This window comes from Mycobacterium sp. URHB0021 (assembly GCF_054057895.1).
The window spans coordinates 1,341,384-1,362,527 of record NZ_JBSRZT010000002.1 but is presented as its reverse complement, the minus strand read 5'-3'; the positions used below and the strand labels follow the sequence as shown (position 1 = coordinate 1,362,527).

Below are 21,144 nucleotides of genomic sequence, written 5' to 3'. Positions count from 1 at the left end.
TACGGTAAACCTTCCAGTACCTTCTGTGCTTGTGAGCTCCCCCTACGAGGGCGTTCCGACGACCCTGACCGGTCGGCGTGCGGAACGCCGAACACTCGACGGGCTGCTCGCCGCGCTGCGGAGCGGCGAGAGCCGCGCGCTGGTGGTACAGGGCGAGGCCGGCGTCGGCAAGACGGCGTTGTTGGAATACCTGACCGCACAGGCATCGGACTGCCGGATCTTGCGCGCGGCGGGTGTTCAGTCGGAGATGGAGCTGGCGTTCGCAGGCCTGCACCAGCTGTGCGCGCCGGTGCTGGATCGGGTCGGGCGCCTTCCCGCACCGCAGCGGGACGCGCTGTGGATTGCGTTCGGCTTGAGTGCGGGATCGGCACCCGACCAGTTCCTGATCGGCCTGGCGGTATTGAGCCTCTTGTCGGAGATGTCCGAGGAGCTGCCGCTGCTGTGCGTCGTCGACGACGAACAGTGGGTCGATCGCGCCTCGGCGCAGGTGCTGGCGTTCGTGGCGCGCCGCCTCGGGGCGGAGCGGGTCGGCGTCGTCTTCGGCGTGCGGGTACCCGGCAACGAACTGGCGGGCCTACCGGCGCTGGTTGTCGCCGGCCTGCCTGCCGCGGATGCCCGCGCCCTGCTGGACTCCGTGCTCAGTGGGCCGCTGGACAGCCGGGTGCGCGACCAGATCGTCGCCGAAACCCGCGGCAGTCCATTGGCCTTGCTCGAAATTCCGCACGGTCTGACCTCCACGGATCTCGCCGGCGGGTTCGGACTACCTGGCGCGGCGTCGCTGTCGGGAGACGTCGAGGAGAGCTTCCGGCGCCGATTCGCCGCTCTCCCGGTCGAGTCGCGCCACCTACTGGTTCTCGCATCGGCCGACCCCACGGGGGACGCTGCGCTGGTGTGGCGGGCAGCCGCCCGGCTGGGTATCGACTTCGCGGCGGCGGGTCCGGCGGTCGAAAACGGGCTCGCCGAGTTCGGCACCCGCGTGCGTTTCCGGCATCCCTTGGTGCGCTCGGTCATCTACTGGTCGGCGTCCCCGGCGTTGCGGCAGTCCGTGCACGGCGCACTTGGCCACACCACCGATCAGACGCTGGATCCCGATCGCCGGGTCTGGCACATGGCTGCGGCGGCCGATGGCCCCGACGAGACCATCGCCATGGAACTGGAGCGTTCCGCTGAACAGGCGCGGGCCCGTGGCGGGCTGGCGGCGGCGGCGGCGTTCCTCGAACGCGCAGCATTGCTGACACCTGACTCGGCGCAGCGAGCGCAGCGGGCGCTGGCCGCGGCAGGGATCAAGCTGCAGGCAGGCGCGTTCGACGCGACGACGGGTCTGCTCGTCACGGCGGAGGAGGGGCCGCTGGACGAACTCCAGCAAGCCCGCGTCGATCTGGTACGGGCTCAGCTTGCCTTCGCCACCAGCCGAGGCGGTGAGGCTCCGCTGCTGTTGCTGAGTGCCTCCAAGCGCTTTGAGCCGATCGAGCCCGGTCTCGCCCGGGAGACCTATCTGGACGCTCTTTCGGCCGCGGCCTTCGCCGGCCGCCTCGCCAGTCCCGGCGGCCACGTGCTCGAGGTGGCCCGAGCCGCCGTGGTGACACCGCTGCCAGTAAGCACCCCCCGTGCGCCCGACCGCCTGCTGGATGGGTTGGCGTTGAACTACGCGGAGGGCTATCCGGCCGGGGTACCGGACCTGAAGGCCGCGTTGGAGACTTTTGGCGAGAACATGTCGGTGGATGAAGAACTCCGGTGGATGTGGCTGATCAACCTTGCCGCCCTGCACCTTTGGGATGACGAACATTGGGACGCGCTCTCGGCGCGGTATCTCCAGCTGACGCGTCGCGCCGGTGCGGTGAACGAGCTTCCGCTCGCTCTGAGCACGCGCGCCATGATGTTGATGTTCGCCGGCGACTTGTCCGCCGCGGGTGCCCTGGTCGATGAACAGCGCACGGTGACCGAGGCCACCGGTATCAACCTCGCGCCCTACGCTGCCATGCGCCTCGCCGCGCTACGCGGCCAGCAGGCCGAGTCGATCGCGCTCATCGAGCAGACCGCCGACGAGGCCCCCCGGCGAGGTGAAGGCATCTCGATCGCCGTCGCCGAGTGGACGCGAGCGGTGCTACGCAACGGGTTGGGCGACCATCAACAGGCGATGGCCGCCGCCCAGCAGGCCCTGTACCACCAGGAGTACCCGGAGATCAGGTATCCCGGGGTCGCGAACTGGGCGGCCGCCGAATTCATCGAGGCGGCCGTGCGCAGCGGACGGAGGGAGGCGGCCGCCGAGACAGCCCGGTGGATCACCGAGATGACCGCCGCCAGTCGCACAGACTGGGCGCTGGGCGTGGAAGCCTGCTCGCAAGCGCTGCTGGCCGAGGGCGACGACGCTGAGCTACACTATCGGCGGGCAATCACGCATCTCCGAGCAAGCAGCGTCCGCACCGAGCTCGGCCGGGCACATCTGCTGTACGGCGAATGGCTGCGAAGCCGATCCCGACGCGCCGATGCGCGCGAACAGCTCCGCACCGCGCGCGAATTGTTCGAGGCGATGGGCATGGCCGCATTCGCCGATCGCGCCCGCCGTGAACTGCTGGCCAACGGCGAGACCGCCCGCAAACGCACGGTCACTGCGGGTACCACCGCATTGACCGACCAGGAACATCAGGTAGCCCGGCTGGCCCGCGACGGCCTGTCGAATCCCGAGATCGGCACGCGCTTGTTCATCAGCCCGAAGACCGTGCAGTATCACCTCAGCAAAGTGTTCGTGAAACTCGAGATCAGCTCCCGCAACCAACTCGACCGAGTCCTGCCGAATGACCGTGTACGGCACGAGGGGCTCCGCCCGGGTCACTGAACGCCGACCGCTGGCGTGGCCACTAGTCACGCCGGCTAGCCACCGGCTGATGCGATCGCGAGTCGAACTGCGACATCCTTCCTTTACCCATTCAGCACCGCTCGCTCCGAAGGACCGATGATGTCGCCTCACACAGGGTTCGATTATCCCCGGCAGTCGAGTGCCTCCTTGATTTCGGCGCCAGACGACGACCTCGATGCGAGATTCGAACGCGACGTCCTTCCGCTGCGTAATCGTCTCTACGGAGCCGCGTTTCGTCTGACAGGCAACAAACATGATGCCGAAGATCTGGTGCAGGAGACGATCCTGCACGCCTACGCCGGTTTCCGCGGTTTTCGTGAAGGCACGCAGCTGATGGCATGGCTGTACCGAATCATGCGAAACAACTGGATCAATCAGTACCGCCGAAAGAAGCGCCGGGGTCAGGAGGACTTCTTCGGGAGCATCACCGACGACCAACTGGCGACCTACGCCGCGCACAGCGTGAATCCACCACGGTCGGCCGAAAACGCAGCCCTGGAGTCCATGCCGGACAGCGAGATACGTTCCGCCCTGATGGCGCTGCGTGAGGAGACTCGAATGGCTGTCTATTACGCCGACGTGGCGGGATACAAGTACGGGGAGATCGCCGACATGATGAATACCCCTGTCGGCACGGTGATGTCGCGGCTCAACCGCGGGCGCCGACGCTTACGGTCGACTCTGTCCACCGTCGCCAGCCAACGTGGCTTCGCGGCCGTCGCCACTCACGACTGCCGGGTGAGTCCGGCACTGTGACGACGGCTCCCATGAAGCAATTCACTTCATCTCTCAGGCATTAAGCTATAATCTTCATATGGCGAAGGTGAAGTCTAAAGCTTCATCGGTGAGATGCGCGACGCTGATCGGCGATATCGTCGGCTCGCGTCATGTCGCCGATCGGGCTGCGACGCACCGGAATGTGAGCAGCGCCCTTCGCGATGTCGCCGACAACGCGATCGACTCACCCGCTTTCACGGTCGGCGATGAATTCCAGGGCAGCTATCCCACGGTCGGCCATGCGATCGATGCTGCGCTCACCCTGCGTCTGCGCACGGCGCCGGAGATCGACGTGCGGTTCGGGATCGGCTGGGGATCGGTCATTGTGCTCGATGCCGGGACACGCATTCAGGATGGACCGGGATGGTGGGCGGCGCGCGAAGCCATCGAATGGACCGCGGCTGCCCAACGGCAACCGGGCCTTGCGCTGGTGCGCACCACGTTCCGGGCCCAGGGCGAAGATCGCGATGACGTCGACGCGGTCAACGCGGCACTGCTGTGTCGGGACCATCTGATTGGATCCCTCGATGACCGTTCACTACGAATTCTGAAGGGCCTTTTGAGCAACCGCACCAAGAAGGACATCGCCGCGGCCGAGGACATCAGCGCCTCGGCGGTGTCGCAGCGCACCGGCCGCGACGGTCTGGACCTGATCGTGCAGGCATCGCGCATGCTCGGGAACATCCCATGAGCGGGCTCGCCGTGATGCTGATCGCGACGGGCATCGCCGACATCTTCCGGCGCCGGACGGGACGGGCATGGCTGCCCGCCGCGGTGGCACTCGTCACCGTGATCATCAGCGCGGCACTGGCCGGCCTATGGCGCCTCGGCGATATCGCGTTGCTGATGGTCGCCGCGGTCGCCAGCGTCGGGTGGCAGCTGCTCTGCACCCGCGCGGAACGGTCCGGCGAACACGAACTGGCTCCGCTGGCGGCATTCGCTGCAGCAATCGGTGCGCTGATTTTGTTGTCCGGCTGGGGTTCTGAGGTCTCAGGCCTGGTACAGCGGTGGTCGTACTGGACCGGCCTGCCCGGGCTGGACAACCTCGGCCCTGATCGGCTGCTCATGGTCGTTGGTGTCGTGCTGCTGCAGCTGGTCACGGGGAATCAATTGGTGCGGCTGGTCCTTGGCTCCGTGGGCGCCGTCAAGCCGCTGGGCCAACCACAGCCGTCGGACAAGCTCAAGGGAGGGCGGCTGCTCGGACCGATGGAGCGGCTGCTGATCCTCGGCCTCGGCCTTGCCGGTCAGCTCGCGGCCGCTACGGCCGTCGTCGCCGCCAAGAGCATCATCCGCTTCCCGGAAATCAACGCGCAGAAGGCCCGCGAGAACGGAACCATCGGCATCGATGACGTGACGGAGTACTTTCTCGTCGGCAGTTTCGCCAGCTGGATCATCGCACTGGGCGGCTTGGCACTCGCGCAGTAGTGTTTCGCCCCCAGGACGAGATTATTTGCCCTTGGTGGCCGGCGCCTTCACGGGTCTTTCCGGCCTTGGCTCCGCCGGTCTAGCTCCGCCCGCTCTGGTCTCACCCTTCTTCGACGACGACGCGCCGCACCTGCAGTTGCGCCCTTCGTGTCCGTCGCACCCGCGCCGGTCGCCGACGATCCCTTGTGAGGCTTCGATACGTGGTGGTCGGTGTCGGAGGCGGTGGTGTCCTCGCTGTCATTTTCCCGGTGCGTCACCGGGGATTCCGACGTCGCGACCGGTGGCGGCTACTCCGCCGGATTCGCCGGCCACCGCCGCGGACTTGGCCGGCGGAGACGGCCGCATCGGCGGATTTCGCTCCACCCGCGAACGTGCCTCCCCAACTTCGGACCATGAAGACAAACGCGGCGGTGCTGTGGGGCGTGAACGAAGGCTGGAGTGTCGAGGAGATCCACCTCGACCCACCACGCCAGGGCGGCCCGGGAGTGCGCGATCTCGAGGTCGGCGACCATGTGGTCGCGTCGTTTCTGCCCGCCTGCGGCCGATGCCGATGGTGCGCGACGGGGCATCAGAACCTGTGCGACCTCGGTGCCCAGATCTTGCTGGGGACTCATGGCCGACGGCACCTTCCGACGCCGGAGCCCGGGTGACACCGTGGTGGTGATCGGATTCGGTGGTATCGGCAGTGGCGCGGTCCAGGGCGCGCGACTCGACGGCGCCGAGACGATCGGCGTTGTCGATCTCGTGGAAAGCAAACGCGCCAAAGCTATGGAGTTCGGGGCTACTCACTTCACGACATCGTTGCCGGAAGCCACCGAATTCGTTGCCGAGCTGACACGCGGCGTGATGGCGGATTCCGCGCTGTTGACGGTCGGCCTCCTGGAGGGCCCGATGATCAACGACGCTCTCAACATCATCCGCAAAGGCGGTGCAGTGGTGGTGACGGCGATCGCCTCCATGGCCGATGTCACACCGGCACTGCCGATGGCACTCTTCACGCTGTTTCAGAAGCGACTGCTCGGGAGCCTCTACGGGGAAGCCAACCCGCGAGCCGACATCCCGCGGCTGCTGAGCCTCTACCGTGACGGCAAGCTACTGCTCGATGAAACGGTCACCGCCGAGTACAAACTCAACGACGTCAACGACGCCTACGACGATATGCTCGCCGGCCGCAATATCCGCGGTGTGATCGGCCACGACCACTGACACTTCTGGTACCGCTGACATTTCCGCGAGCCGAGACGGGGCGCACGTATCAGAGGCGCTCGATGATCGTGACGTTGGCGGTGCCGCCGCCCTCGCACATCGTCTGCAGGCCGTAGCGGCCGCCGATCCGCTCGAGTTCGTTGAGCATCGTCGTGAACAACTTCGCCCCGGTCGCACCGAGTGGGTGACCGAGCGCGATCGCGCCACCGTTCGGGTTCACCTTCTCCGGGTCGGCCTTGATCTCCTTGAGCCACGCTCCGACCACCGGCGCGAAGGCCTCGTTGATCTCCACGGTGTCGATGTCGTCGATCGACAGGCCCGTCTTCTCCAGCGCATACCGCGTCGCGGGGATCGGCCCGGTCAGCATGAAGACCGGATCGGCACCGCGCGCGCTGATGTGGTGGATCCGGGCCCGCGGCGTCAAGTTGTGCGCCTGCACGGCGTTTTCCGATGCCAGCAGCACGGCGCTGGCGCCGTCGGAGATCTGGCTCGCCATCGCCGCGGTCAACCGGCCGCCCTCGACGAGGGTTTTGAGGGTCGCCATCTTCTCCAGCGACGTCTCCCTCGGGCCTTCGTCGGTCCGGAATCCGTCGACGTCGATGATCTCGTTCTCGAAATGCCCGGCGCGGATCGCGGCCTGGGCCCGCTGATGACTGGTCAGCACGTACTGCTCCATCTCCTCGCGCGAGATGTTCCACTTCTCGGCGATCAACTCCGCGCCACGGAACTGAGAGATCTCCTGATCGCCGTAGCGGTGCAGCCAGCTCTTCGACTCGTTGGTGGGCGAGGTGAATCCGAACTGCTCGCCGACGATCATCGCAGCGGAGATGGGGATCTGGCTCATGTTCTGCATGCCACCGGCCACGATCAAATCTGCGGTACCGGACATGATCGCCTGTGCGCCAAACGAAACAGCCTGCTGGCTGGAACCACACTGGCGGTCGACGGTGACGCCGGGTACTTCTTCCGGATACCCGGCCGCCAGCCATGACAGCCGGGCGATGTTGCCTGCCTGCGGCCCGATGGCGTCGACGCAGCCGGCGATGACGTCGTCGACCGCGCCGGGATCGACATCGACGCGCTCGAACAGCCCGCGCCAGGCCGCCGCTCCGAGGTCGACGGGATGCATCCCGGCCAGCGAGCCGTTGCACTTGCCGACGGCAGTGCGCACCGCGTCGATGACGTAGGCCTCGGAAAACCCAGCAGACACAGCCATGTCAGTCTTCCTCTCTAGTGATACCGCCGAGAACGATTGCCAAGTACTGCCGGCCGACCTGTTCGGCCGTCAGAGGTCCGCCCGGCTGATACCAGCGGACCGAAACCCAGGTGGTGTCGCGGATGAACCGGTAGACCAGATCCACATCGAATCCGGGCCGGAAGTAGCCCTCCTCGATGCCCTGGTTGAGCACGTCCACCCACATCTTGCGCTGCTCTTTGTTGCGTTCGTCCACATAGGAGAAGCGCTCGTGCGACGACAGCCGCTTGGCCTCGTCCTGGTAAATGACGACCTGCGCGTGCCGGTCCTCGATCGCCTCGAATGACGCCATGAACAGGCCCTTGAGCCGCTCGACTGGATTGGGTTCGGTCGCGACGATCTGTTGGTAGCGCTCGAACAGCCAGTCGAGGAAGCCGCGCAACAGTTCGTCGACCATCTCCTCCTTCGAGGAGAAGTGGTGGTACAGGCTGCCCGACAAGATCCCGGCAGAATCGGCGATGTCGCGTACCGTCGTCGCCCGTAAACCGCGCTCCGCGAACATCACCGCGGCGAGCTCCAGAAGCTCGTCGCGCCTGCTCGCCGGCTGACCGGCAGTGGAACTGTTCACGCGCGCTGACTCGACACCGAAATCACTTCTCCGGTCAAATAACTGGAGTAATCGCTGGCCAGGAAGGCGATAGTCGCGGCCACCTCCCACGGTTCCGCCGCACGACCGAAGGCCTCACCCTCGGACAACCGGTCCAGCAGCTCCGAACTGCTGGTCTTCTCCAAGAATTTGTGCCGGGCGATGCTGGGTGAGACCGCATTGATCCGCACACCGTAGTCGACGGCTTCGATGGCGCTGCAACGGGTCAGCGCCATCACACCGGCCTTCGCCGCGGCATAGTGCGATTGCGAGTGCTGCGCCCGCCACCCCAACACGCTGGCGTTGTTGACGATGACGCCGCCATGGTCCGCTTCGCGGAAGTACCGCAGGGCGGCGCGCGTGGAACGCATCACCGACGTCAGGGTCACGTTGAGCACCCGGTCCCATTCGTCATCGGCCATGTCCACCACCGGCATCTGGCCGCCCAGTCCGGCGTTGTTGACCATCACGTCCAACCGGCCCATGCGCGCGGTCGTCGAGGCGATCAGCGCATCGACCTGCGCGGTGGAGGTCACATCACAGACCACGCTCTCCACCCTGCCGAGACCCAATTCGGCCAACTGGTCCCGCGTTTCGCCGAGACGACGTTCGTGATGATCGGAGACCACCACGTCGGCACCCTCGGCCAGCGCCCGCCGTGCGACGGCCGACCCGATACCCGTTCCGGCCGCTGCCGTCACCACCACGACCTTGCCGGTCAGCAGCCCGTGGCCGTCGATCTCTTTCGGGGCGACGGAAAGCCTCATTTTGCTCCTCGCGTGCGCAGCAGCCTCACGAACCCTTCGCCTCACGAGGTAGGCCGAGCACCCGCTCGGCGATGATGTTTCGCTGAATCTCATTGGAGCCGCCGTAGATGGTGTCGGCGCGGGTGAACAGGTACAGGTGCTGCCACTCGTCGAACTTGCCACCCTCGGCCACCAGCCCGGCCTTTCCGACGACGTCCATCGCAAGCTCACCGAGACTGCGATGCCAGTTGGCCCACAACAACTTCGACACATTATCTTTGCCGGCGGCCCGACCCGGCCCGACGTCGCCGCCCGGGCGGCTCCGGTCTTGCCCGAGGTCCATGGTCGCCAACGCATAGGACCGCATGGTCTGCAGCCCCGCCCAGGACCGCGTCAGCCGTTCGCGGATCAGCGGATCGTCGGCGGCGCCGGTTCGCTTGGCCAGCTCAACCAGATTGGAAAGCTCACGTGCATAACGAATCTGCTGGCCCAGAGTCGAAACTCCCCGCTCAAACATCAGCGTGCCCATCGCGACCCGCCATCCGTCACCGGGCTCACCCACCACCAGGTCCGCGTCCGTGCGAGCGTCGTCGAAGAACACCTCGTTGAAGTCTGCGGTACCGGTGAGCTGCACGATCGGACGTATTTCGACGCCCGGCTGATCCAGCGGCACCAGCAGATAGGACAGCCCGGCGTGGCGTCTGGAACCCTTCTCGGTGCGGGCGACCATAAAACACCACTGCGACAGGTGCGCCATCGACGTCCACACCTTCTGCCCGTTGATCACCCACTGATCGGCGTCCCGTTCGGCCGTCGTGGCGACGTTGGCCAGGTCACTACCCGCGCCCGGCTCCGAGTAACCCTGGCACCACAACTCGGTGACATCGAGGATCTTGGGCAGGAAGCGCTGCTGCTGTTCGGGCGTGCCGTAGGCGATCAGTGTCGGCCCGAGCAGTTCCTCGCCGAAGTGGCTCACCTTGTCGGGGGCGTCGGCCTTCGCGTACTCCTCGTAGAACGCAACCCGATGCGCCACCGACAGGCCGCGACCCCCGTGTTCCTCCGGCCAGCCAAGGCACGTCAGTCCCGCCGCAGCCAGATGCCGGTTCCACGCCCGCCGTGCCTCGAACGCCTCGTCCTCGCGGCCCGGTCCGCCGAGCCCCTTGAGCGAGGCGAATTCGCCGACGAGATTGTCGGCCAGCCACTGTCGGACCTCGGCCCTGAACTCCTGGACCTCTATCACCCCTGTAGGCTAACCTACCAAGCACTTGCTTTGTTAGAGGAGCATCGATGACCTGGGGGCACCGCCCGCTTGCGGGGGACCAGCCGAGGACCGTTCCGCAGGTCCTGGACCGGGTTGCCGACCGGTTTTCCGACCACGATGCCCTGGTCACCGCCGATAGGCGCGTCACGTTCGGCCAGTTGCGGGACGAGGTCCGGAAGGCCGCCGCCGCGCTGATCGACCTCGGTGTCGAACCCGGGGACCGGGTCGCGATCTGGTCGCCCAACACCTGGCACTGGGTGGTCGCGTGTCTGGCCACCCACTACGCCGGCGGCGTGGTTGCCCCGCTGAACACCCGGTACACGGTCAGCGAGGCCGCCGACATCCTGGCGCGCACGGGCGCACCGCTGGCATTCGCATCCGGATCGTTCCTCGGCGCTGACAAGGCCGCGGAACTCGCCCGAAGTTCGCTTCCCGCGTTGCGGCACGTCATCCGAGTCCCCATCGATGATGACGACGGCTCCTGGGATGAGTTCATCGGCCGCGGAACCGACCTGGCGGCCGCTGACGCGCGCGCGGCCGCGGTCAAGCCGGACGACGTCTCCGACATCCTGTTCACCTCCGGCACCACCGGCCGGAGCAAGGGTGCGCTCTGTGCGCACCGGCAATCGCTGGACGCACCGGCCGCGTGGGCGGAGTGCGGGCAGGTCACCAGCGCCGACCGATACCTGTGCATCAATCCGTTCTTCCACAACTTCGGCTACAAGGCCGGCATCCTGGCGTGCCTGCAGACCGGAGCGACGTTGATCCCGCAGCTGACGTTCGATCCCGAGGCCGCCATGCGGGCGGTGCAGGAGCACCGGATCACGGTGCTGCCCGGACCGCCGACGATCTATCAGACCCTGCTCGATCACCCGAGACGACCTGACTACGACCTGACATCGCTGCGGTTCGCGGTGACGGGTGCCGCGGTGGTTCCGGTGGTGCTGATCGAGCGGATGCAGACCGAACTCGACATCGACATCGTCCTGACCGCGTATGGGCTGACCGAAGCCTGCGGCTTCGGCACGATGTGCCGTGCCGACGACCACGCGGTCACCGTCGCCACCACGTGCGGGCGCCCCATCGCCGACTTCGAGCTTCGCATCGGCGACCACGACGAGGTGCTGCTGCGCGGGCCCAATGTGATGCTCGGCTACCTCGACGACCCCGACGCCACATCCGCGGCCGTCGATGCCGACGGCTGGCTGCACACCGGCGACGTCGGCACCGTCGACGCCGCGGGCAACCTGACGATCACCGACCGGCTCAAGGACATGTATATCTGCGGCGGGTTCAACGTCTATCCAGCCGAGATCGAGCAGGTGCTGGCCCGGTTGGACGGAGTGGCGGAGTCGGCGGTCATCGGTGTGCCCGATGAGCGCCTCGGCGAGGTCGGCAAGGCGTTCGTCGTCGCCAGGCCCGGCGCAGATTTGAATGAGGACGCCGTGATGGCTTACGCGAGTGAATATTTGGCGAATTTCAAGCTGCCGCGGTCGGTGGAGTTCCTCGACGTGCTGCCCCGCAACCCCGGCGGCAAGGTGGTCAAGCCGCTGCTGCGCGAAAGGAGCCGGACTTCCTGATGGACCTGACCTTCGACGACGCCACTCGGCAGTTCCAGACCGAGGTACGCGAGTTCCTGGCATCCAACAAGGGCTCGTTCCCGACGATGTCCTACGACACCGCCGAAGGCTTCGAGCAACACCGGCGTTGGGACAGGGTGCTTTTCGACGCCGGCCTGTCCGTGGTGACCTGGCCGGAGAAATACGGCGGCCGAGACGCCACGCTCCTTCAGTGGGTGGTCTACGAGGAGGAGTACTTTCGTGCCGGCGCACCCGGTCGCGCCAGCGCCAACGGCACCTCGATGCTCGCTCCGACGCTGTTCGCGCACGGCACGTCCGAACAGCTGGACCGGGTGCTGCCCAAGATGGCCAGGGGCGAGGAGATCTGGGCGCAGGCATGGTCGGAACCCGAGGCCGGCAGCGATTTGGCATCCCTGCGATCCACGGCGACGCAGGCCGGCGGCGGTTGGCTGCTCAACGGCCAGAAGATCTGGAGTTCGCGGGCCCCATTCGGCGACAGAGCCTTCGGGTTGTTACGATCGGACCCCGAGGCGGAACGCCACCGCGGGCTGACCTACTTCATGTTCGACCTGCGGGCCGACGGTGTGACCGTGCGGCCCATCGCCCAGCTCGGCGGCAACACCGGTTTCGGCGAGATCTTCCTCGACGATGTGTTCGTGCCCGACAACGACGTGATCGGGGAGGTGCACGACGGCTGGCGGGCGGCGATGAGCACGTCGAGCAACGAGCGCGGCATGTCGCTGCGCAGCCCGGCGCGCTTTCTCGCGCCGGCGGAGCGGCTGGTCGCCGATTGGAAGGCACTGGCCGACAACGAGCTTCAGGCAGCATTCACGGACCGGGTGGCCGATACCTGGATCAAGGCGCAGGCCTACCGCCTGCACACATTCGGCACGGTCACGCGGGTGGCATGCGGTGGTGCACTCGGCGCCGAATCATCGGTGACCAAGGTGTTCTGGTCCGAGCTCGACGTCGCCTTGCATCAAACCGCGCTCGATCTCCAGGCTGCCGACGGCGAGCTCGCGGACAGTTGGACCGACGGGCTGTTGTTCGCTCTCGGCGGCCCGATCTACGCCGGTACCAATGAGATTCAGCGCAACATCATCGCCGAGCGGCTGCTCGGGCTGCCACGGAAATGAAAGTGACATGAACTTCGAGCTCGACGACCAGCAGCGCGACTTCGCGGCCAGTATCGACGCCGCACTGGCCTCGGCCGATGTGCCTGGCGCGGTCCGGGCATGGGCCCTCGGCGACACCGCTCCCGGGCGCAAGGTGTGGGCACAGCTGGCCGACCTCGGTGTCACCGCGCTGGCCGTGCCGGAGCGCCATGACGGCATCGAGGCGCACCCGGTTGATCTGGTGGTGGCGGTGGAACGACTGGGACGATGGTGTGTTCCCGGCCCGGTCGCCGAATCCATCGCGGTGGCGCCGGTTCTGCTCGCCGACGACGAGCGCAGCGCTGCCCTGGCCGCCGGGGAGTTGATCGCCACGGTGGCGATGCCGCCGCAGGAGCCACGCGCCGTCGACGCGGATGCCGCGGGCCTCATCCTGGTGGCCGGTGACGGAACCGTGCGTGAGGGCACCGCGGGCGACCGGCACGAGTCGGTCGACCCCAGCCGAAAGCTGTTCGACGTCACCGCGTCGGGCGAGGCGCGTGCAGCCGAGGTGGCGCGCGCCTACGAGTTCGGGGTGCTCGCCACCGCCGGGCAGTTGGTCGGTGCGGGTCAGGCCCTGTTGGACACGTCCGTCGAATATGCCAAGCAACGCACCCAGTTCGGCAAGGTGATCGGCACCTACCAGGCGATCAAGCACAAGCTCGCCGACGTGCACATCGCGGTCGAATTGGCGCGGCCGCTGGTGTACGGAGCCGCCCTGTCACTCGCCGACCACTCACCCGACACCGCGCGGGATATCAGCGCCGCCAAGGTGGCAGCGGCCGACGCCGCGTTGCTCGCCGCACGTTCGGCCCTGCAGACGCACGGCGCAATCGGGTTCACCCAGGAGCACGACATGTCGCTGCTGCTGCTGCGGGTGCAGGCCCTGCGGTCGGCGTGGGGCGATCCGACGATGCATCGGCGACGGCTGCTGGAGGCTTTGTGTTGACAGAGGAGCGACAACTGCTGCGCGACACCGTGGCGGCGCTGGTCGACAAGCACGCGCCCCCCGCCGCGGTGCGCGAGGCGATGGTGTCCGAGCGCGGCTATGACGAGTCGCTGTGGAAGCTGCTGTGCGAACAGGTCGGTGCGGCGGCCCTGGTGGTGCCCGAGGAGTTGGGCGGCGCCGGCGGCGAACTGGCCGACGTGGCAGTGATTCTCGAAGAGCTCGGCAAGGCGCTGGCGCCCACGCCGTTGCTGGGCACGACGCTCGCCCAACTCGCCCTGCTCGCCGCTGACCAGGCCGACACCGAGGCGTTGGCAGGCCTCGCCGAGGGCGCCTCGATCGGGGCCGTGGTGTTCGACCCGCAGTACGTGGTCAACGGTGACATCGCCGATATCGTCCTCGCCGCCGACGGTGAGACGCTGACGCGCTGGACGACCTTCACGGCGCACGCGGCCGAGACGATGGACCTGACGCGCCGGCTGGCCCGGGTCGAGCCACAGGACACCGCGACGATCGGCACCGATCCCGGTCTCGCCGATACCGCCGCCATCCTTCTTGCGGCCGAACAGGTCGGGGCCGCAGGGAAATGCCTCGAGCTGACCGTCGCGTACACCAAGGACCGAGTCCAGTTCGGCAGGCCCATCGGCAGCTTCCAGGCACTCAAGCACCGGATGGCCGATCTCTACGTGGCCGTGCAATCCGCACGGGCGGTGGTCGATGCGTCGATCGCCGAGCCCACGGCGACGTCGGCGTCACTGGCCAGAGTCGCCGCCAGCGAGGCATTCTCGACGGTGGCGGCCGAGGCGGTCCAGCTGCATGGCGGCATCGCGATCACCTGGGAGCACGACATCCAGCTGTACTTCAAGCGCGCGCACGCCACGGCACAGCTGCTCGGATCGCCGCGAGAGCACCTGCGCCGGCTCGAATCCGCGGTCTTCTAGGCGGGGGCCGGCTCACCTCCGACGACGACATCACGCACCAGCGGCACCCCCGGCCGATACGCGAGATGGACGTAGGAAGGTGCGTCGAGGCACACCAGGTCGGCTCGTTTACCAGGCGACAACACCCCGACATCATCGCGCCGAAGCGCGGCGGCACCACCGGCCGTCGCCGACCAGAGGGCCTGCGCCGGCGTGAATCCCATGTCCCTGACCGCAACCGCGATGCAGAACGGCATGCTCGTGGTGAACGAACTGCCCGGGTTGCAGTCGGTCGCGATCGCGACGGTGACGCCGGCGTCGATCATCCGGCGCGCGTCCGGCCACTGTGCCCTGGTGGAGAATTCGGCGCCCGGCAGCAGCGTGGCGACCGTGGCACTCGAGGCCAGCGCCTCGATGTCGTCGTCGGAGGCGTACGTGCAGTGGTCCACCGATGCGGCTCCGAGTTCGACCGCCAGCGCGATCCCGCCGCTGGGCCCCAGTTGCCCGGCGTGCACGCGGGCCTGCAGGCCGGCCGCGATACCCGCGTCGAGGATGACCCTGGTCTCGTCGACGTCGAAAGCGCCACGGTCACAGAAAACGTCGATCCAGCGGGCGAACGGCGCGCACGCAGCCAGCATCGGGCCGGTGACCAGATCGACGTAGGCTCCACGGTCGTCGCGGAACTCCGCAGGCACCACGTGGGCGCCGAGAAACGTGGTCTCACTGGTGAACTCGTGAGCGACGGCGAGCGAGCGCGCTTCGTCCTCGACGGTCAGCCCGTATCCGCTCTTCGTTTCGAACGTGGTGACGCCCGCTCGCAGGAGTTCTGCCGCAAGGCGCTCGACACCGGCGGCCAACGTGGAGTCGTCGGCGGCGCGGGTGGCGGCCACGGTGGTGGCGATTCCGCCCGCCGCATACGGCCGGCCGCTCATCCGTGCGGCGAATTCGGCCGACCGTTCGCCGGCGAACACCAGATGGGCGTGGCTGTCGACGAAGCCGGGGATGACGCTCGCGCCGCCGAAGTCCACCCGGTGGTCGGCAGCCGGTGCATCGGACCGCGACCCCACCCAGGCGACGGTGTCACCGTCGACGAGAACAGCGCCGTCCTCGACGATGCCCAGCGCGCTACCGTCGCCCTGGCCAGGATCGTTGGTGACCAGTTGGATGATTCCCGTGTACAGGGTGCTCATGGATTGGCCTGCAGCACTTCGGGTCGCACCCCCATCAGATCGGTGACCGCCGCACGCAGAACGGTGACGGCGTCGACACGGACATGCCTGCGGTCGGCCACCACGGTCCGGCCGCCGACCACGACATCGGTGACATCACCGGCCGAGGCCGCGAACACCACCGTCTCCACGGTCGCTCCTCCCCCCGCAGTGCGGAGGGAGTTGAGATCCACCGCAACGAAATCCGCTCGGGCCCCCACCCCGAGCTGCCCCGCGTCGGTCCAGCCGAGCGCATGTTGCCCGCCCGCAGTCGCCGCATCCAGCAACGTTGCCGCCTCGATGACGCCACGCTCTTCGCGGGCGAGACGTTCGTCGAGTTCGACGGCGCGTGACTCCTCGAACATGTCGATCACGGCGTGACTGTCCGACCCCAGGCTGAACAACCCCTTGGTCTCCAGCAGGGCCGGTGCCGGACCGATTCCGTCCCCGAGGTCTCTCTCCGTCGTCGGGCAGAAGCACACGCCGGTGGCGGTATCGTCGAGATCGCCGATGTCCTCAGACGTCAGATGTGTGGCGTGCACGGCGGTGGTCCGTGGTCCGAGCACACCGGCGTCCTTCAGGACGGCCGTGGGCGTGCGCCCGTACGCGGCGATGCACTGCTCGATTTCGGCCCGCTGCTCCGAAGAATGAACGTGCAGAGGCGCCTGATGGCCATCGGCCCACTCGACGACCGCGGGCATCTGCGCGGCCGGAACCCCTCTCACCGAATGAATTGCCGCACCGATCAGCACGTCTGGGCTGTGCGTCTGCTGATGCAGCGCCTCGACACGCTCCGCCCAACCCGTTGCCGTGCCGTCGCCGAAGCGTCGCTGAGGTCCGTCCTGCAGTGGCGTGCCGTCGGGCGCCGAACTCAGATAACAGGTATCGAGCAGGGTCAGACGCAGCCCGGCGGCGGCGGCCCCGTCAATCAGCGCGTGGCCCATCGCATTCGGGTCGGAATAGTGCTGGCCGCCCGCATCGTGATGCAGGTAGTGGAATTCGCCGACCGCCGTGATGCCCGCGAGAACCATCTCGGCATACACGCCGGTCGCCAACAGTCGGTACGTGTCGGGATCGAGTCGGTCCGCCGCCCGGTACATCAGGTTTCGCCATGTCCAGAACGATCCCCGGTCGCGTTGCGTCCGCGCCCGCAGCGCTCGGTGGAAGGCGTGCGAATGCGCATTGCCCATTCCGGGTATCACCAGGCCGTACAGTCGCTTCGAGGCCGAATTCGGCGCGGCGCCGGCGCCTATCGAGGTGATCCGACCGTCCGCCACCGACATCAGCACGCCGGCATCGACTCTGTCTCCGCCGAGCCAGGCGTGCTCGCACCACCAGTCCGTCGTGTCCGTCACGGCGAGATCCAGTCGGCCATGATGTCGGCTAGCGCGGCCGCTCCCACGTTGCAGTCGGCCATTTCTGCGTGTTCATCGGGTGAGTGCGAAACACCGGTCGGGTTGCGGACGAACAGCATCGCCGTCGGCACCCGCGCGGACAGGATGCCGGCGTCGTGCCCCGCGGCAGTGGGAAGCACCGGTATGTCGCCGAGACGGTGCAGAGATTTCGTCAGGCGGGCGCGGGGACCTTCCGGGAAGTCGACGACCGGAGTGATCGATTCCGCGGTGATGTCGAGGGTGATGGAATCGGTCGCGGCGTGGCGTTGCGCCTCGGCGGTGATCTTGTTGACCAACGACGTGAGGGTGGCCTCATCGGCCGCCCTGGCATCGAGCCAGGCACGGATCTGCGACGGGATGGCGTTGGCGCCGTTGGGCGACACGATGACCTTGCCGAAAGTTGCCACCGCTTGGTGTGCGGCCGCCTCGGCCCGGGCCGAATGGACCGACGACGCAAAGGCGAGCATGGGATCGCGGCGGTCGACCAGACGGGTCGATCCGGCGTGGTTGGCTTCACCGCCGAACGCGAATTCCCACCGTCCGTGGGGCCAGATCGACGATGCGACGGCGACCGGCGCACCCATCAGGTCCAGCGCCCGGCCCTGTTCCACGTGGAGTTCGACGAATACGCCGACGCGGTCGTCCAGGTGGGGGTCCACGCCCAGGTGATCGGGATCGCGTCCGACCCGGATGAGCGCTTCCGCCAGCGTGATTCCGTCGATATCACGCAGTACGCGGGCCCGCTCGGGACTCAGCGCGCCGGTCGACAGTTGTGACCCCACGCACGCGACGCCGAAGCGCGCACCTTCCTCGTCGGAAAACGCGGCCACCGCGACCGGGATGGCCGGGACCACGCCCCGCTGCCGGACCATGTCGATGGCCGCGAACGCCGAGACCACGCCGAGGGGTCCATCGAAGGCCCCGCCGTCGGGGACGGAGTCCAGGTGTGAACCGGTGACGAACGCGTCGCGCGGATCGCCGGTCCAGCCGGGCGGCATCCACCAAGCCCACAGATTGCCGTTGCGATCGACTTCGACATCCATGGCGCGGTCCTCGGCACACCCGACGAACCAGTCCCGCAGCGTCAGGTCGGCGTCCGACCACGCGTACCGGCGATAGCCACCGGTGCCGGCGTTTCTGCCGACGTCCAAAATGGTCGGCCACAGCGTGTCGAACGCCGTCATTCGCTCTCCCACATCGGAATCCGAACGCCCCGTTCGCGCGCCACCGTGGCGGCATGATCGTAGCCGGCGTCCACGTGCCGGATCACCCCCATGCCCGGATCGTTGACCAGAACGCGGGACAGCTTCTGTGCGGCCAGTTCCGATCCGTCGGCGACGCAGACCTGGCCCGCGTGGATGGATCGGCCCATGCCCACACCGCCGCCGTGATGGATCGAGACCCACGACGCGCCCGACGCGGTGTTCAACATCGCGTTGAGCAACGGCCAGTCGGCGATGGCATCCGATCCGTCGAGCATGGATTCGGTTTCGCGGTAGGGCGAGGCGACCGACCCGGAATCGAGGTGGTCCCTGCCGATCACGATCGGCGCCGAGAGTTCGCCGGAGGCGACCATGTCGTTGAACCGCAGCCCGGCGCGGTGCCGCTCGCCGTATCCGAGCCAGCAGATCCGGGCGGGCAGGCCTTCGAAGGCCACCCGTTCGCCGGCCATCGTGATCCAGCGACGCAGATGGTCGTTGTCCGGGAACAACTCCAGGATCGCCTTGTCGGTCGCGGCGATGTCGGCCGGATCCCCCGACAGCGCTGCCCAGCGGAACGGCCCGAGGCCCTCCTCGAACTGCGGACGGATGTACGCCGGAACGAAACCGGGGAAGGCGAACGCACGGTCGTAGCCCGCCTTCCGCGCCTCGTCCCTGATCGAGTTGCCGTAGTCGAAGACCTCCGCACCGCGATCCATGAACCCGACCATCGCCGCGACGTGCTTGGCCATCGACAACTCGGCCTGCTCGGTGAAATAGGCCGGATCCTTGTCGGCCATCTTCTTCATGTCGTCGAAGTCGATACCCAGCGGGAGATAGGAAAGCGGATCGTGGGCCGACGTCTGGTCGGTGACGATGTCGATCGGCGCGTTGCGGTCGAGCAGTTCGGGGAAGACCTCGGCAGCGTTACCGACGAGTCCAATCGACAACGGCCGCTTGGCATCACGGGCCTCGATCGCCTTTGCCAGGGCGTCGTCGATGTCGTCGGCCTTGGCGTCGAGGTAGCGGTGTGCGATGCGCCGGTCGATTCGGCTCTCATCGCAGTCGACGCAGATCGCCACACCCTCGTTCATGGTGACGGCCAGCGGCTGGGCCCCGCCCATGCCACCCACGCCGGCGGTGAGGGTGATCGTTCCGGCGAGCGTGCCGCCGAACCTCTTGCGCGCCACGGCGCCGAAGGTTTCGAACGTGCCCTGCAGGATTCCCTGTGTGCCGATGTATATCCACGACCCCGCAGTCATCTGGCCGTACATCATCAGGCCTTCGGCTTCCAACTTGCGGAACTGCTCCCAGTTCGCCCAGTCGCCAACGAGGTTGGAGTTCGCCAGCAGGACACGCGGTGCCCAGACATTCGTCCGGAACACGCCGACGGGCTTGCCGGATTGCACCAGCATCGTCTCGTCGTCCTCCAGTGTCCGCAGCGTGCGCACGATCGCATCGAACGCCTGCCAGCTGCGGGCGGCCCGCCCCGTGCCGCCGTACACGACGAGATCCTCGGGGTGTTCGGCAACCTCGGGGTCGAGATTGTTCATCAGCATGCGCAGGGCGGCCTCCTGTTGCCAGCCCTTGCAGGACATTTCGGTTCCGCGCGCAGCACGGACGGGACGGGGACCGGCGATCCCGGTCTTCCCGGAAGATTCAGCCATGATTCGTGAAATCCTTTTGACGGGTGGGTGTGGGTTCAGCTCTTGCCGATGCCGGCGTTCGCCAGCCACTTCTTGGCGATGTCGGAGAGGTTCGCCCCCGTCGCGGCCTCGGCATTCATCGCGATCAGATCGTCCGTGGTGAGCTTGGCCGACACGTCGTTGAGAGTCTTGGTGATGGTGTCGTTCTGCTTGGCCGTCTTGATCAGGGGAACGACGTTCTCCGCGGCGAACAGGTTCTTGTCGTCCTCAAGGGCGACAAGGTGGTTGGACCGCAGGCCCGGATCGGTGCTGAACAGGTCGCCGGCCTGAATCTGACCGTTGGTCAGCGCGGTCATCGTCAAGGTGCCGCCCGCATCGAGGCTGACGAAGTCCTTGAAGTTGAGCCCGTAGATGTCACGCAGACCGACCACACCCTGCGTGCGGGTCTTCCATTCCGGTGGGCCGCCGAGCACCAGTTCGCCGGCGACCGGCTTCAGGTCCGAGATGGTCTTCAGCTTGTATTTGTCGGCGGTGGCCTGTGTGACGGCAACGACATCCTTGTCCTCGGCGGGAGACGGCGTCAGTATCGACGTGCCTTCGGGCAGCTTGGTCGCGAGTTCGCTCTGCACGGCCTGCGGCGTGGCGGCGGTCGACTTCGGATCGAGGTAGCTCAGGAACGCGCCCGTGTACTCGGGCACCAGGTCGATCGAGCCGTCCTTGAGCGCCGCGATGTAGACCTCCCGGCTGCCGATGTTGAACTGTTCCTTGACGCCGAGGCCGTTGGCCTGCAGCGCCTGCGAATAGATGCTGGCGATCAGCTGACTCTCGGTGAAATCCGCGGAGCCGACGATGACCTCGGAGCCCGACGACCCCTTGTTGTCGCCGCCGCCGGAGAGCGGATCGTTGCCGCCGCCACCGCACGCCGACAACGCGAGAACCGAGGTGACTGCCAGGGCCTTGAGAATCGTGCGTTTCTTCATGGTGTTT

17 protein-coding genes and 1 pseudogene are annotated in these 21,144 nt (G+C 67.1%); 9 read left to right on the top strand and 9 right to left on the bottom strand.

Going from position 1 to position 21,144, the window contains the following annotated elements; genetic code table 11:
* The first annotated feature begins 25 nt into the window (after positions 1-25).
* From ACVWWN_RS08885 to ACVWWN_RS08865, 5 genes and pseudogenes are all read left to right on the top strand, one after another.
* The gene (locus ACVWWN_RS08885; RefSeq protein ID WP_457143563.1) at positions 26-2,836 is read left to right on the top strand and encodes an AAA family ATPase; all 2,811 of its coding nucleotides are present in this window, start codon (positions 26-28) and stop codon (positions 2,834-2,836) included.
* Positions 2,837-3,004: 168 nt separating this feature from the next.
* Entirely contained in the window at positions 3,005-3,613 is a 609-nt protein-coding gene (locus ACVWWN_RS08880) for a sigma-70 family RNA polymerase sigma factor (RefSeq protein WP_457143562.1), read from the top strand.
* Between the two features lie 58 nt (positions 3,614-3,671).
* The gene (locus ACVWWN_RS08875) at positions 3,672-4,325 is read left to right on the top strand and encodes a SatD family protein (protein ID WP_457143561.1); all 654 of its coding nucleotides are present in this window, start codon (positions 3,672-3,674) and stop codon (positions 4,323-4,325) included.
* Positions 4,322-5,059, top strand: a complete 738-nt coding sequence (locus tag ACVWWN_RS08870) for a hypothetical protein (protein ID WP_457143560.1) — start codon at positions 4,322-4,324, stop codon at positions 5,057-5,059. The genes ACVWWN_RS08875 and ACVWWN_RS08870 overlap by 4 nt, the downstream gene beginning before the upstream one ends.
* Positions 5,060-5,451: 392 nt before the next feature.
* Positions 5,452-6,265: pseudogene (locus ACVWWN_RS08865) on the top strand (zinc-binding dehydrogenase).
* A 49-nt stretch (positions 6,266-6,314) separates the two neighbouring features.
* Here the strand turns inward: ACVWWN_RS08865 and fadA6 are convergent.
* From fadA6 to ipdE1, 4 genes are read right to left on the bottom strand one after another with little or no spacing between them, the layout of a single operon-like run.
* Positions 6,315-7,481, bottom strand: a complete 1,167-nt coding sequence (gene fadA6, locus ACVWWN_RS08860; RefSeq protein WP_457143559.1) for a steroid 3-ketoacyl-CoA thiolase FadA6 — start codon at positions 7,479-7,481, stop codon at positions 6,315-6,317.
* Between the two features lies 1 nt (position 7,482).
* Entirely contained in the window at positions 7,483-8,088 is a 606-nt protein-coding gene (kstR2, locus tag ACVWWN_RS08855; RefSeq protein ID WP_457143558.1) for a TetR family transcriptional regulator KstR2, read from the bottom strand.
* Positions 8,085-8,873 carry a (5R,7aS)-5-hydroxy-7a-methyl-1-oxo-2,3,5,6,7,7a-hexahydro-1H-indene-carboxyl-CoA reductase gene (gene ipdF / locus ACVWWN_RS08850; protein ID WP_457143557.1) on the bottom strand — a complete coding sequence of 263 codons (789 nt, stop codon included), beginning with the start codon at positions 8,871-8,873 and terminating at the stop codon, positions 8,085-8,087. Before ipdF ends, kstR2 begins: the two co-directional genes overlap by 4 nt.
* Positions 8,874-8,898: 25 nt before the next feature.
* Entirely contained in the window at positions 8,899-10,092 is a 1,194-nt protein-coding gene (gene ipdE1, locus ACVWWN_RS08845) for an acyl-CoA dehydrogenase IpdE1 (RefSeq protein WP_457143556.1), read from the bottom strand.
* Between the two features lie 47 nt (positions 10,093-10,139).
* Between ipdE1 and fadD3 the strand changes: the two genes are divergently transcribed.
* The 4 genes from fadD3 to ipdE2 are packed head-to-tail and all read left to right on the top strand — an operon-like array spanning position 10,140 to position 14,731.
* The gene (gene fadD3 / locus ACVWWN_RS08840) at positions 10,140-11,693 is read left to right on the top strand and encodes a 3-((3aS,4S,7aS)-7a-methyl-1,5-dioxo-octahydro-1H-inden-4-yl)propanoate--CoA ligase FadD3 (protein ID WP_457143555.1); all 1,554 of its coding nucleotides are present in this window, start codon (positions 10,140-10,142) and stop codon (positions 11,691-11,693) included.
* Positions 11,693-12,829 (top strand): acyl-CoA dehydrogenase family protein, encoded by a 1,137-nt coding sequence (locus tag ACVWWN_RS08835; RefSeq protein ID WP_457143554.1) that lies wholly within the window; start codon positions 11,693-11,695, stop codon positions 12,827-12,829. The genes fadD3 and ACVWWN_RS08835 overlap by 1 nt, the downstream gene beginning before the upstream one ends.
* 7 nt (positions 12,830-12,836) lie before the next feature.
* Complete coding sequence (locus ACVWWN_RS08830) at positions 12,837-13,793, top strand: acyl-CoA dehydrogenase family protein (protein WP_457143553.1); 957 nt, start codon at positions 12,837-12,839, stop codon at positions 13,791-13,793.
* Positions 13,790-14,731: an acyl-CoA dehydrogenase IpdE2 gene (gene ipdE2, locus ACVWWN_RS08825; protein WP_457149058.1), complete on the top strand. Its 942-nt coding sequence runs from the start codon at positions 13,790-13,792 to the stop codon at positions 14,729-14,731. The genes ACVWWN_RS08830 and ipdE2 overlap by 4 nt, the downstream gene beginning before the upstream one ends.
* On the opposite strand, the gene hutI is transcribed toward ipdE2, so the two are convergent.
* From hutI to ACVWWN_RS08800, 5 genes are read right to left on the bottom strand one after another with little or no spacing between them, the layout of a single operon-like run.
* Positions 14,728-15,900, bottom strand: a complete 1,173-nt coding sequence (hutI, locus tag ACVWWN_RS08820) for an imidazolonepropionase (RefSeq protein ID WP_457143552.1) — start codon at positions 15,898-15,900, stop codon at positions 14,728-14,730. The two genes, ipdE2 and hutI, sit on opposite strands and share 4 nt — an antisense overlap.
* Entirely contained in the window at positions 15,897-17,273 is a 1,377-nt protein-coding gene (locus ACVWWN_RS08815) for a formimidoylglutamate deiminase (protein WP_457143551.1), read from the bottom strand. The genes hutI and ACVWWN_RS08815 overlap by 4 nt, the downstream gene beginning before the upstream one ends.
* Positions 17,270-18,496 carry an allantoate amidohydrolase gene (locus tag ACVWWN_RS08810; protein ID WP_457143550.1) on the bottom strand — a complete coding sequence of 409 codons (1,227 nt, stop codon included), beginning with the start codon at positions 18,494-18,496 and terminating at the stop codon, positions 17,270-17,272. Before ACVWWN_RS08810 ends, ACVWWN_RS08815 begins: the two co-directional genes overlap by 4 nt.
* Positions 18,493-20,178, bottom strand: coding sequence for a urocanate hydratase (gene hutU / locus ACVWWN_RS08805; RefSeq protein ID WP_457143549.1), 1,686 nt, complete (start codon positions 20,176-20,178; stop codon positions 18,493-18,495). Before hutU ends, ACVWWN_RS08810 begins: the two co-directional genes overlap by 4 nt.
* A gap of 35 nt (positions 20,179-20,213) precedes the next feature.
* A complete protein-coding gene (locus ACVWWN_RS08800) occupies positions 20,214-21,137 on the bottom strand; it encodes a glycine betaine ABC transporter substrate-binding protein (RefSeq protein WP_457143548.1) in 924 nt (307 codons plus the stop codon).
* Positions 21,138-21,144: the final 7 nt, after the last annotated feature.

Coding starts and splice junctions, on each gene's coding strand:
- ACVWWN_RS08875 (WP_457143561.1), top strand. CDS start 3,672: ATGGCGAAGGTGAAGTCTAAAGCTTCATCGGTGAGATGCGCGACGCTG.
- ACVWWN_RS08870 (WP_457143560.1), top strand. CDS start 4,322: ATGAGCGGGCTCGCCGTGATGCTGATCGCGACGGGCATCGCCGACATC.
- fadA6 (WP_457143559.1), bottom strand. CDS start 7,481: ATGGCTGTGTCTGCTGGGTTTTCCGAGGCCTACGTCATCGACGCGGTG.
- ipdF (WP_457143557.1), bottom strand. CDS start 8,873: ATGAGGCTTTCCGTCGCCCCGAAAGAGATCGACGGCCACGGGCTGCTG.
- fadD3 (WP_457143555.1), top strand. CDS start 10,140: ATGACCTGGGGGCACCGCCCGCTTGCGGGGGACCAGCCGAGGACCGTT.
- ACVWWN_RS08835 (WP_457143554.1), top strand. CDS start 11,693: ATGGACCTGACCTTCGACGACGCCACTCGGCAGTTCCAGACCGAGGTA.
- ACVWWN_RS08830 (WP_457143553.1), top strand. CDS start 12,837: ATGAACTTCGAGCTCGACGACCAGCAGCGCGACTTCGCGGCCAGTATC.
- hutI (WP_457143552.1), bottom strand. CDS start 15,900: ATGAGCACCCTGTACACGGGAATCATCCAACTGGTCACCAACGATCCT.
- ACVWWN_RS08810 (WP_457143550.1), bottom strand. CDS start 18,496: ATGACGGCGTTCGACACGCTGTGGCCGACCATTTTGGACGTCGGCAGA.
- hutU (WP_457143549.1), bottom strand. CDS start 20,178: ATGGCTGAATCTTCCGGGAAGACCGGGATCGCCGGTCCCCGTCCCGTC.
- ACVWWN_RS08800 (WP_457143548.1), bottom strand. CDS start 21,137: ATGAAGAAACGCACGATTCTCAAGGCCCTGGCAGTCACCTCGGTTCTC.